11 protein-coding genes are annotated in these 12137 nt (G+C 66.6%); 3 read left to right on the top strand and 8 right to left on the bottom strand.

Annotated elements, in window-relative coordinates; translation table 11 throughout:
- Positions 1-55: 55 nt before the first annotated feature.
- The 3 genes from QX073_RS04565 to QX073_RS04555 all read left to right on the top strand — a co-directional run bounded on the left by QX073_RS04565 (position 56) and on the right by QX073_RS04555 (position 3306).
- Entirely contained in the window at positions 56-694 is a 639-nt protein-coding gene (locus tag QX073_RS04565; RefSeq protein ID WP_316192656.1) for a TetR/AcrR family transcriptional regulator, read from the top strand.
- A 101-nt stretch (positions 695-795) separates the two neighbouring features.
- Positions 796-1935, top strand: coding sequence for a hypothetical protein (locus QX073_RS04560; RefSeq protein WP_316225380.1), 1140 nt, complete (start codon positions 796-798; stop codon positions 1933-1935).
- A gap of 144 nt (positions 1936-2079) precedes the next feature.
- Positions 2080-3306 (top strand): ABC transporter substrate-binding protein, encoded by a 1227-nt coding sequence (locus tag QX073_RS04555; RefSeq protein ID WP_315712474.1) that lies wholly within the window; start codon positions 2080-2082, stop codon positions 3304-3306.
- A 99-nt stretch (positions 3307-3405) separates the two neighbouring features.
- On the opposite strand, the gene QX073_RS04550 is transcribed toward QX073_RS04555, so the two are convergent.
- From QX073_RS04550 to QX073_RS04515, 8 genes are all read right to left on the bottom strand, one after another.
- Positions 3406-4626 carry a PLP-dependent aminotransferase family protein gene (locus tag QX073_RS04550; RefSeq protein WP_316225379.1) on the bottom strand — a complete coding sequence of 407 codons (1221 nt, stop codon included), beginning with the start codon at positions 4624-4626 and terminating at the stop codon, positions 3406-3408.
- A 136-nt stretch (positions 4627-4762) separates the two neighbouring features.
- Complete coding sequence (locus QX073_RS04545) at positions 4763-6016, bottom strand: TCR/Tet family MFS transporter (protein WP_316225378.1); 1254 nt, start codon at positions 6014-6016, stop codon at positions 4763-4765.
- Between the two features lie 29 nt (positions 6017-6045).
- A complete protein-coding gene (gene der / locus QX073_RS04540) occupies positions 6046-7416 on the bottom strand; it encodes a ribosome biogenesis GTPase Der (protein WP_316225377.1) in 1371 nt (456 codons plus the stop codon).
- Between the two features lie 82 nt (positions 7417-7498).
- Positions 7499-8029, bottom strand: a complete 531-nt coding sequence (locus tag QX073_RS04535; RefSeq protein ID WP_316173844.1) for a hypothetical protein — start codon at positions 8027-8029, stop codon at positions 7499-7501.
- A gap of 45 nt (positions 8030-8074) precedes the next feature.
- The gene (locus QX073_RS04530; RefSeq protein WP_316225376.1) at positions 8075-8728 is read right to left on the bottom strand and encodes a tetratricopeptide repeat protein; all 654 of its coding nucleotides are present in this window, start codon (positions 8726-8728) and stop codon (positions 8075-8077) included.
- Between the two features lie 177 nt (positions 8729-8905).
- On the bottom strand, positions 8906-10498 hold the full coding sequence (locus QX073_RS04525; protein ID WP_316186912.1) for a class I adenylate-forming enzyme family protein: 1593 nt from the start codon (positions 10496-10498) through the stop codon (positions 8906-8908).
- A gap of 167 nt (positions 10499-10665) precedes the next feature.
- Positions 10666-11490, bottom strand: a complete 825-nt coding sequence (gene panB, locus QX073_RS04520; protein ID WP_315749907.1) for a 3-methyl-2-oxobutanoate hydroxymethyltransferase — start codon at positions 11488-11490, stop codon at positions 10666-10668.
- Positions 11491-11492: 2 nt separating this feature from the next.
- Positions 11493-12080, bottom strand: a complete 588-nt coding sequence (locus QX073_RS04515; protein ID WP_315712484.1) for an NnrU family protein — start codon at positions 12078-12080, stop codon at positions 11493-11495.
- Positions 12081-12137 lie beyond the last annotated feature (57 nt).

The raw sequence follows: 12137 nt of genomic DNA, 5'->3' as shown, positions 1-12137 counted from the left end.
CAAGCAGTTGGCGGAAACGACGAATGTGGCGAGAGTTGGCCCGGCAGGACACGCGATGAGAAAGGTCGATCCGGTCAAGCACGAGCAGAAGCGCCGGGAGATTCTCCAGGCCGCCCTGTCGTGCTTCGTCAGGAACGGATTTCACGGCGCCAGCACCACCGACATCTGCGCCGCCGCCAAGATCAGCCCGGGCCACCTCTACCATTACTTCCCCAGCAAGGAGGCGATGATCCAGGCGCTGGTCGAGCAGAATCTGAGCCACGCTGCATCGCGCCTCCAGGCAATCCTGGCCTCGCCCGACGTGATCGACGCCCTGGTGCAGGAGCTCGAGAGCACCAGCATTCACCAGCCGCAGGCCCAGGTTCTCAGCGCCGAGGCTTTGGCTGAGGCCTGCCGCAATGCCGACTTTGCAGCCATCGTCCATGCCCATGCGCGCGCGATGCGGGCGCTGCTGGTCGACTTCCTCACCAAGGCACAGGACCGCGGCGAGGTCGATCCCGGCCTCGATCCGGAGGCGACCGCGAACATCCTGTTCGTGATCGTCGACGGCGCACGCGCGCTGCCGATCCGCAATCCGAACGTCGACATCAAGAAGAGCAGTGAGCATCTGCGGCTCATGCTGACGCGCTTTCTGCGGCCGCCCACGTTGCGGACGCCGCCGAAAAAGGAAGCGGTGGAGCAGGCGCCGGTCTGAGCCTGCCGATCGGCGTCCCCCCGCGCGATTGACACTCCGCCATGCCCGCGATTGACTGCGTTCATAAGCGGATGACCGCAGCACATATCGGGGAGGACGGCATGACGCGAGCACGACGCGGACGCGCGACAAGGCCTGCCCTGGTCATTCTGCTGTTCGCCGTTGCGGCCGGCAACGTCCTCTTCTCTCGCAGCACCAGCGCCGCAGCAGAGGTGCCCGCGTTCGCCGTCGAGCCGTCCTGGCCGAAGCAGCTCCCCAACAACTGGATCCTCGGCCAGGTCGGCGGCATCACGGTTGATCACCAGGGCCACATCTGGGTCATTCACCGGCCGCGCTCGCTGACCGACGACGAGAAAGGCGCCACGCTCAATCCGCCGCGATCGAAATGCTGCATGCCGGCGCCCCCGGTGCTCGAATTCGATACCGACGGCAATCTCTTGCGCGCCTGGGGCGGCCCGGGCCCGGGCTATGAATGGGTCGGCCGCGAGCATGGCATCGAGGTCGACGAACGCGGCTTCGTCTGGATCGGCGGCAATGCCGACAATGACAACGCCATCCTGAAGTTCACGCTCGATGGCAAGTTCGTCGCTCAGATCGGAACGATGGCGCCGAGCAAGGGCTCCAACGACACCACCCAGCTCGGCAAGCCCGCGGAGACAGCGATCGACAAGGAGGCGAACGAGATCTACGTCGCCGACGGCTACGGCAACCGCCGCGTCATCGTGTTCGATGCCACCACCCTCGCCTACAAGCGGCATTGGGGCGCCTATGGCCATGTCCCTGACGATGCCAGGCAGCCACCGTATGATCCCAAGGCACCGGTCGCCCAGCAGTTCGGCAATCCCGTGCACTGCGTGAAGATCGCCGACGATGGTCTCGTCTATGTCTGCGACCGCATCAACGACCGCATCCAGGTGTTCAGGAAGGACGGGACATTCGTGACCGAATGGTTCTTCGAAAAGAACACGCTCGGCAATGGCGCGGTGTGGGACATCGCGATCTGGCCGGATCCGAAGCAGACCTACCTGCTGTCTGCCGATGGCGAGAACAATGAGATCCGCATCATCAGGCGGGATGACGGCAGCGTGGTTGGCGGCTTCGGCCACAATGGCCGCAATGCCGGCCAATTCCATTGGGTGCACGCGATGGCTGTCGACCGGCAGGGCAACGTTTATACCGCCGAGGTCGACACCGGTAAGCGCATCCAGAAATTCCGGCTGACCTCGGACGCCCTGCGTTAACGCTCAAGCGAAACGCACAAACCTTGGGCGCGTCTCGCGCCTTTTGGCGCATTGCCGCAACTGACAAGACCGGCTATCCAGGGAATCCGACGGCAAAGGGCGCCCAAGAAGCCCCGCCGTGACACGATACCAGGGAGGACTTTGATGACGACGTCTCATGCGCGGCGGATGGCTGCGCTGCTTGCCGCCACCACGCTCAGCTTTGCCGGCTCCGCCTTCGCCGACGACAAGGTCGTCAAGATCGGCGTGCTCAACGACATGTCCAGCCTCTACGCCGACATCGGCGGTCCCAACTCGGTCGCGGCCGTCAACATGGCGGTCGAGGATTCCGGCCTGAAGGCCAAGGGCTGGACCATCGAGGTCATCAGCGGCGACCACCAGAACAAGCCCGACGTCGGCGTCAATATCGGCCGGCAGTGGATCGACACGCAGAAGGTGGACGTGATCATGGACACGCCGAACTCGGGCGTGGCGCTGGCCGTCTCCAACCTGGTCAAGGAAAAGAACTCGATCCTGTTGAACTCCGGTGCCGCCACGGCGGACCTGACTGGCAAAGCGTGCAACGCAAACACCATCTCCTTCACCTACGACACCTACATGCTCGCGAACGGCACCGGCAAGGCGCTGACCAAGGCCGGCGGCGACACCTGGTTCTTCCTGACCGCCGACTATGCCTTCGGTCACGCGCTGGAGCGCGACACCTCGGCCGTGGTGACCAGCAGCGGCGGCAAGGTGCTGGGCTCGGTGAAGCACCCGCTCAACACCGCCGACTTCTCGTCCTTCCTGCTGCAGGCGCAGTCGTCGAAGGCAAAGGTCATCGGGCTTGCCAATGCCGGCGGCGACACCACCAACTCGATCAAGCAGGCCTCGGAATTCGGCATCGTCCAGGGCGGCCAGAAGCTCGCCGCACTCCTGCTGTTCGTCAACGACGTGCATGCGCTGGGGCTGAAGGTGGCGCAGGGCCTGACCTTCACCGAGTCGTTCTACTGGGATCTGAACGACCAGACCCGCGAATGGTCCAAGCGTTTCCAGAAGCTGTCGCCGAAGGGCACGATGCCGTCGATGACGGTGGCGGGCAACTACGCCGGCACGCTGCATTACCTCAAGACGCTGGAAGCGCTCGGCGGCAATCCGCATGACGGTGCCAAGGTCGTGGCCAAGATGAAGGAGATCCCGACCGACGATCCGCTGTTCGGCAAGGGCCCGCTGCGCGCCGACGGACGCCGCCTGATCCCGGCCTATCTGTTCGAGGTCAAGAAGCCCGAAGAGTCCAAATACCCGTGGGACTACTACAAGCTGATCGCCAAGATCGCGCCTGAGGATGCCGCCAAGCCGCTCGAGGCCAGCGACTGTCCGCTGGTGAAGAAGTAAGCCGATAGCTCCGATGCGGGATGCGGTGGATTAGCATCGCGTCCCGCCAGTGCCGCTGCGCAGACGATGCGACATTCGCTGCGCCGAATCACGTCATCGTCAGCGCAACAGGCTCGCGAGGCGGCCGATGCCTTCCTCGATCACGGCCTCCTCGGGCAGCGAATAGGACAGGCGGATCGTGTTGGCGCCGCTGCCGTCGTGGAAGAAGGCTGCCCCGGGAACGAACGCCACCTGGGCCTGATTCATGGCCCGGTCGAGCAAGGCGGCACCGGACACGCCGTCCGGCAAGGTGAGCCAGACGAAGAACCCGCCGTCGGGCCGCGTCCACCTCGCTTCTGACGGCATCTGTGCCTCGAGTGCCCTCAGCATCGCATCGCGCTTGAGCCGATAATGCGCGCGCGCCCGTGCAATCAGCCCGGCATGCCCTCCGTCTTTCACGAGCCTGTGCATCACGATCTGATTGATCGCTGACACGTTGAGGTCGCTCGCCTGCTTGATGAGGACGAGACGGCTGATGATGGCGCGCGATGCACAAATCCAGCCGATGCGCAGGCCCGGCGCGACCGTCTTCGAGAACGTTCCGAGATGGATGACGCGGGAAGCATCGAGCGAGCCGCGGCGACGGACGTCCAACGACTGCAGCGACGGCATCTCGTCGCCGTCGAAACGCAAGGCAGAATAGGCGCTGTCCTCCAACACCGGCACGTCCAGCTCGCCGGCGAGATCCAGGACATCGGCGCGCGCCGAACGCGACAGCGTCTCACCGGTCGGATTGGCAAAGTCCGGCACGACATAGACGAACTTCACGCGCGCCCCCGCAGCTTCTTTCGCGGCTTCGTCCGCGTAGGAGGCCGGGGTGCGGTTCGCAGCGCGTGGACCGATCGAATCGTAACGCGGCTCGTAGGCCGAAAAGGCCTGCAGCGCGCCAAGATAGGTGGGAACGGTGACGAGCGCCGTATCCGCGGGCGTGAGCAGCAGCTTGCCGAGAAAATCGAGCGCCTGTTGCGATCCCGCGGTGACGAGGATGTTGTCTGGCGAGGCCGCTATGCCCTGCGCGGTCATGTGCTCGGCGATCCACTGGCGAAGCGGACCGTAGCCCTCGCTGACGGCATATTGCAGAGCAGCGGAAGCCACATTGGGCGATGCCAGCGCATCGGCATAGACCTGCGCCGCCGCTGCTGCAGGAAACAGCGCGGGATCGGGGATGCCGCCGGCGAACGAAATCATGCCGGGCCGCTCCAGCACCTTGAGCAGCTCGCGGATCTCCGATGCCTTCATGCGATCCGCGCGGCGCGCGTAGACGGGCTTCCAGCTCACCAATATTCCTCCCCTGATCCGGATATTTATGTCAGCATTATTGACCTATTTTGAAGTGTGTGCAATCCCCGTCCCGCGAGAGCGCGAGAGCTGCATCGGTGGGGTCAGCGGATGAGAACCTTCAGGCCGGCGCGCTAGTCTAGCTGTTCTTTGTCGAGGACAGCGTCCGCACCGCAATCAGGAGAGCGACGATCAGCAACGCCGACGCCAGCAGGAACGGCGCGCCGGGCAGATGCGCCGGCGCGGCCGCTCCGATGAAATAGGCAAAGGTCAGCGTGAACAGGAAGGGACCCGCGAGCTGGGCCACGCTCTGCACGCTCGACGTTGCGCCCTGTAGCTGGCCCTGCTTGTCCGGTGGGACGAGGCGGGTCATCAAAGCCTGCATGGCCGCGCCCGACACGCCCCATAGCGCCATCACGGGGATGCCGAGCCAGCTCAGCGGTCCCGTCGGCGCCACGCCGAAAATGAAGAAGCCGACCATGCCCGCCGACAGGCCGAGCATCAACGCGCCGCGCTCGCCGAACAGGCGGACGATCAGCCCGACCGCGCCGCCCTGCACGATCATCGCGCAGACGCCGACCATCGCCAATGTGAGGCCGACGGTGCGGGTGTCCCAGCCGTAGCGGTAGGTCGCATACAGCACGAAGGTCGACGGCAGCACGACATGGGCAAGCTGGGTGATGAAGTTCACGGTCGACAGCCCCGCCAGGATGCGGTCCGATGCCAGCAACCGCAGCGCACCGAGCGGGTTCGCCGTCCGCCACCGGAATGGACTGCGCCGTTCCGGCTTCAGCGACTCCGGCAGCACCAGGAAGCCATAGAGCGCGTTGGCGAAGCTGAGCCCCGCAGCCGCCCAGAACGGCAGCCGCGGATCGATGTCACCCAACAGTCCGCCGGTGGCGGGACCGAGCACGAACCCCGCACCGAACGCTGCGCCGATGCGGCCGAAGATCGCGGCCCGCCGATCCGGCGGCGTCAGATCGGCGATGTAGGCAAAGGCGGTGGAGATGCTGGCCGAGGTGACGCCGGAGACCAGGCGCCCGACGAACAGCCAGGCGAGCGACGGCGCCAGCGCCATCAGCACGTAGTCGGCGGCGAGGCCGAAGTTCGACAGCAGGATCACCGGCCGTCGGCCGAAGCGATCGGACAGGCTGCCGAGCACCGGCGAGAACACGAACTGCATCAGCGCCCAGGCGGTGCCGAACAGGCCGAAGATGCGGGCCGCCTGCGCGGTGTCGTTGCCGACGAAGCTCTCGATCAGCTTCGGCAGGATCGGCATGATCAGCCCGAGCGCGAGCATGTCGAGCAGGATGGTGACGAAGATGAAGGCGACCGCGCCGCGGCGCGGGGCCGGCGCACTTTCGGTCGCGACGCTCGGCGGACTTGCTTCCATGGCCGGACCGCTTCCGCTACCGCAACTGATCAGTTCGGCCGCTTGCGCTTGTGCGCGAACGGATTGGCCTTCTCGCGCAGAGTGATGCGCACCGGCGTGCCGGGCAGCTCGAAGGTCTCGCGCATCGAGTTGGTGAGATAGCGCAAGTAGGATTGCGGGATCGCGTCGGCGCGCGAGCAGAACAGCACGAAACTCGGCGGCCGCGCCTTGGTTTGGGTGATGTAGTTCAGCTTGAGCCGGCGGCCCGACACCGCCGGCGGCGGATTGTCGGCGATCGCCCCCTCGAACCAGCGGTTCAGCGCCGCGGTCGGCACGCGCCGGTTCCAGACCGCGTAGGCCTCGACGATCGCCTGCATCAGCCGGTCGATGCCCTCGCCCATCAGGCCCGACACCGCCACGATCGGCGCGCCCGCGACCTGCGGCAGCCAGTGGTCGGCATCGCGGCGGAGCATCGAGATCTGGCCGGGGTTGCCGTCCATCAGGTCCCATTTGTTGACGGCGATGACCAGGGCACGCCCCTCGCGCTCGATCAGGTCGGCGATGCGCAGATCCTGCTCCTCGAAGCGGTTCTGCGCATCCATCATCAGCACGACCACCTCGGCGAAGCGCACCGCGCGCAGCGCGTCCGCCACCGACAGCTTCTCCAGCTTCTCCTCGATGCGCGAGCGCCGGCGCAGACCTGCGGTGTCGAAGATGCGGAAGCCGCGGCCCTTCCACTCGATTTCGACCGCGATCGAATCGCGCGTCGTCCCGGCCTCGGGACTCGTGAGCAGCCGCTCCTCGCCGAGCAGATGATTGATCAGGGTCGACTTGCCGGCATTGGGACGGCCGACGATCGCGACCCGGATCGGCCTGTTGGCGCGTTCCTCGTCGGTCTCGTCGCGCTCGTCGTCCTCGTCGTCGGTGGGCGGAACGAGCTTGCTGACGGCGTCGTAGAGCTCGCCCATGCCCTCGCCGTGCTCGGCCGAGATCTGGATGGGATCACCGAGGCCGAGCGCGTAAGATTCCATGGCGCCGAGCTCGCCATGCTTGCCCTCGCTCTTGTTGGCGAGCAGCAGCACCGGCTTGTCGGCGCGGCGGGCGAAATCGGCGAAGGCGCGGTCGGCGGGCGTCAGGCCGATGCGGGCATCGATCACGAAGAACAGCGCGTCGGCGAGCGCGATCGCGGTTTCCGTCTGCTCCTGCATGCGCGCGGTCAGCGAGCCCTTGGGGCCCTCGTCGAGGCCGGCGGTGTCGATGATCGTGAAGTTGAGATCGAACAGCTTCGCTTCGCCCTCGCGGCGGTCGCGCGTGACGCCCGGCACGTCGTCGACGAGCGCCAGCTTCTGCCCGACCAGACGGTTGAACAGGGTCGACTTGCCGACGTTGGGCCGGCCGATGATGGCGATGGTGAAGGGCATGATGATCCGTGCGCGTGAGCGCGCAGCTTTAGCGCATTCGGCCGCAAAACCGAACGGGCGATCCGCCGATTCGCAGGTGAGATTAACGGCTGAAGGAGCCGCTCGGCATCGGCGCCGGGAAGCCGCCGCCGGATCGCTGGGCCGCCGGCTGCTGCGCCGGGGCAGCATCATCCGGCGGTGGTGCCGTGGTGCGGCGGCGCACGATCTTCTTGGGCTTCGGTGCCGGCGGAACGGCGGCAGCGCCCTCCTCGACCGCGGCAGCCTCGCCATCCTGCGGATCGGCCGTCGTCGGGTTGTTCACGGCCGCCTGCCGCCGGCCCTTTTTACCCTTGGGCTCCTCCACCGGAGGCGCCGGCGGCGTAGCCGCCTGAGCGCCTGGGTCGGTCACCGGCTGCTGCTGGGCACCCTTGTAGAGTTCCTTCGGCACGCCCTGCTCGAGACCCGGCACGCCCTCCGGGAACACCGGCTTGCGGTCACCCGGCAGCTTCTTCTTGGTGTCCAGGAAGTCGAGCATGTCCGAGGGGTCGAAACTTCCCCCGCTCGCGCAGCCGCCCAGCACGCCGGAAAGCGCAACGAGGACCGTGAGGGCAATGACACGTTGGGGGCGGCGCATGATCGTCGTTCCAATCAACTCGGTTCGCCGTCGCGAGGTTCGCGATCAGCTCTTGGCGACTGCAGGCAATAGCGCCTGCAGCGCTTCGGCGCGCGAGCGCAGGCCCGGCGGGGTCTCACCATCCAGCGCAATCATGTCGAGCCATTGACGGGCCGCCGCGGCATCGTTGGCCTTCCACGCCGACAGCGCCAGCAATTCGCGGGCGGCGTGGCGGAACGGCGCGCCAGGCGCCGTTTCGCCTTCGAGGCGCTGCTTGAGGTCGGCGTAAGGCGCCGTATCGGCCAGCAGACCTGCCGCGCGCAGCCGCGCCATCGACTGCGGCTCGGCCCCGATGCTGCGGTCGGCAGCAAGCTCGTCGTAGATCTTCACGGCAGCCGCCTTGTCGCGCATGGCGGCCTCGGCAGCCTGGTGGAAGCGGGCCAGCATGCGGTATCCCGATGGGGCCCTGGCCGCGACATCGGCAAAGGCCTTCTCCGCATCGGCATGCTTGTTCTGCTCGGAGAGTTCGAGGGCCTTGTTGAAGGCTGAGCCCGCCTCGGCCGCCTTCTGGCCCTCGAGATACTGGTAGCCGCGCCAGCCGCCGACGCCGGCGATGATCAGCACGGCAAGGGCGATGATAAAGATCGAATAGCGGTCCCACAGCTTCTTGAGCTGTTCCCGACGGACCTCCTCGTCTACTTCATCAATAAATTCAGACACCTAAGGACATCCCGTCAGGTTCGCTGCGAGCGCGCGCGCATGCGTTTGAAGTGCCGCGCGAGCGGCCCGTTGCCCGCGCGCCGGCGCCGATACCGCATCGGCATGGCGGTGGCAAGGCGAGTCCAGCCGAATCAAGGCGTTACTCCCCGGTTCTGCCACAGGGTCCGAACGCGGCTATCACGCCGTCAAGGCTTCGCGCAACTGCCGTTTCATCACCTTGCCGTTGGCGTTGCGCGGCAGGGGGTCCGCGGTCACGGTCAGGGTTTCCGGAACCTTGTAATCCGAGACCCGCTCGGCACACCAGCTGCGCAGCGCTTCGGCGCTCATCGGCTCGCGGGTCACGACCACCGCATGCACGCGCTCGCCGAGCACCGGACATGGCCGGGCGATGATCGCGCTCTCGACCACCGCCGGGTGGCTCGCCAGCACCGATTCGACCTCGGCCGAGTAGATCTTCAGCCCGCCGCGGTTGATCATGTCCTTCTGCCGGTCGAACACCCGGACGAAATTGTCGGCATCGACGGAGCCGAGGTCGCCGGAATGCCAATAGCCGGCGGTGAAGCTCTCGCCGGTGGCCTTGGGATTGTTCCAGTAGCCCTTGATGACCTGGCCGCCGCCGATCCAGATCTCGCCGATCTCACCGCGCGGCAGCTCCCGCCCCTGCCCGTCCATCACCAGGATGCTGGCGCCCGGACACGGCAGCCCGACGCTGTCGATATGGCGCGCGGTCAGATCCGAGGGCATCAACGTCGCCGGCGAGGTGGTCTCAGTCGAGCCATAGGCGTTGACCAGCCGGAGGCCCGGGATCTTGGCGGCCAGCCGCTCGATGGTGGCGACCGGCATCGGCGCGCCGCCGAAGCCGCCGATCCGCCAGCATGAGAGATCATGACTGTCGAAGTCGCGCTGCAACAGGCAGAGATTGTACATCGCGGGGACCATGACCGTGTAGGTCACGCGCTCGCGCGCGGCGAGCTTCAGATATTCGCCGGCCTTGAACTCCGGCATGATGATCAAGGTGCCGGCGCAGCGCGCCATGCTGGTGATGTTGGCGACGACGCCGGTGACATGGCCGAGCGGCACGGCGGCGATCGAGCGGTCGGTCCGCGTGAGCCCCAGGCAGGCCTCGTAGACCGTCGAGGAGTGGATGATGTTGCAATGGGCGAGCATCGCGCCTTTCGGCCGGCCGGTGGTTCCGGAGGTGTAGAGGATCATCGCGGTGTCCTCTTCGGCCACCTCGACGTGATTTTCGTGCGCGGCATGATCGGCCAGCGCTGCAAAATCCGACCGCGCCGGACGATCGTCGACGGCAATGCGCCCCGCCAGCTCCGGCGTTTCCGCAGCGGCCGGCAACCGGTCAGCCAACGCAGCCTCGTGCAGCAGCAGCCGGGCGCCGCAATCCTTCAGCACATAGGCGATTTCCGGCGTCTGCTGCCGCGTCGACAGCAGCACCGTGATCAGCCCGAGCTTGGCTGCGGCAAACAGCGTGAGCACGAATTCGATGCGGTTGCCGAGCAGCAGCGCCAGCCGGTCGCCCTTGCGCAAGCCCCTCGCCTGCAGCCCGCCGGCGATCCGCGCGGCGGTCGCGGCGACCTCGCGCCACGACAGCCGCACGGCCCCGCAGACCAGCGCCTCGCCGTCGCCGTTGCGCTCCACCGCTTCTTCGACCATGGCCCAGAGGTTCGCGGGCCGCTCCGTGAACAACGGAACCACGCGATCGCCGAAACGGGCTTCGCGCCGCATCGGCGGCGTTACATAGGTCGACCAGTCCATGGAGTTTCCCCGAGCTTGGCTTCTTGTCGTTGTTCGCCGCGACGCGGACCAGCCTGAAACATAACCAAGGGATGACGCGCTTGGCTATCTCCGCCAGCGCCGGAGATTCATCCCGTGACGCCGCGCGCACCACGACGCCAACGGGCCGATCAAGCGAGAGGCGCCCGTCAGGTCTTTGACTTCATTCCGTAGACATGTTCCGCCGCCGGAAACGCACGGGTACGCACGTCGGCCGCGTAGCGTTCGATCGCCTCGTCGATCGCCGGACCCAGATTGCCGTAGCGGCGGACGAATTTCGGCGCCCGCGGCGACAGGCCGAGCATGTCCTCCAAAACCAGCACCTGACCGTCGCAGGCGGCGCTGGCACCGATGCCGATGGTGGGGATCGCGATCTGCTGCGTGATCTTGCGCGCCAGCGGCTCGGCCACGGCCTCGATCACCACCGAGAACGCACCGGCCTGTGCGATCGCCGCAGCGTCGTTCTCGATCGCGGCCCAATCCGCCTCGTCGCGGCCCTGCGCCCGGAACGAGCCGAGCGTGTTGATCGATTGCGGCGTCAGGCCGACATGGCCCATCACCGGGATGCCGCGCTCGCTGAGGAAGGCGACCGTCTCGGCCATCCGCGCCCCGCCCTCGAGCTTGACCGCTCCGCATTGCGTCTCCTTGAGGATCCGCACCGCCGCATGAAACGCCTGCTCCTTCGTGGCCTCGTAGCAGCCGAACGGCATGTCGACCACCACCAGCGCCTGGCGCGAGCCGCGCATCACGGCGCAGCCCTGCAGGATCATCATCTCCAGGGTCACCGGCACGGTGGTCTCGAAGCCGTGCATCACATTCCCGAGGGAATCGCCGACCAGGATCACATCGCAATGGCGATCCACCAGCGCCGCGGTATGGGCGTGGTAGGACGTCAGCATCACGATCGGCTCGCCGCCCTTGCGGGCGCGAATCTCGGGAGCCGTCTTGCGGCGGACGGTCGATTGCACCGACATCGCTACCCCCCGATGACGGGAATGCCGAGCACGACAGGATGGAACGCGAAGGCCAGCGCGAGATAGACGACGATGCCGACCACCACCGCGATCACGTCATTGCCAACGCCGCCGACCGGGATCGGCGGGCCGCCGGCGTCGGCGCGGCGCTTCAGCGAGATGCGGTCGAACACCGCCCATGCCAGGATCGAGCCGAACAGGATGATGCCGCCGAGATCGCCATTGGCGAGCAGATGCCCGAACGCCCACAGCTTCACGCCGGCCAGCATCGGATGCTTCAGCACGGTGTAGATGCGGCCGCGGATGTAGGCGGCGACGATCATGATCACCGCCGGCAGCATCAAGGCGAGATTGATGTGCTTGAGCGCCTTCGGCGGCGTCCAGACCTGGATCCAGCCGCCGTCGTGGCGGTACGCGGCAAAACCCCAGACGATCAGGGCGAGGCCGGCAAGGGCCACGACAGTATAGACGAGCTTATACGTGCCCTCGCCCAGCCGCGCGATGACCTTCGCGCGCGCCTCGCGCCGGGTCGTGAACACATGGGCGCCGAGAAACAGCACCAGCCCCACCACCATCACCAGAAGTCCCACGGCGTCCCCCTTCGCTTGCACGCGACCTGTGCGTGGGCATCGGTATCATTTCCGGGG

The organism is Bradyrhizobium sp. SZCCHNS3052 (assembly GCF_032484495.1).
Taxonomy (GTDB): Bacteria; Pseudomonadota; Alphaproteobacteria; order Rhizobiales; family Xanthobacteraceae; genus Bradyrhizobium.
Note: the sequence above shows the minus strand (reverse complement) of the source record. Positions and strands in the feature narration are given on the sequence as shown.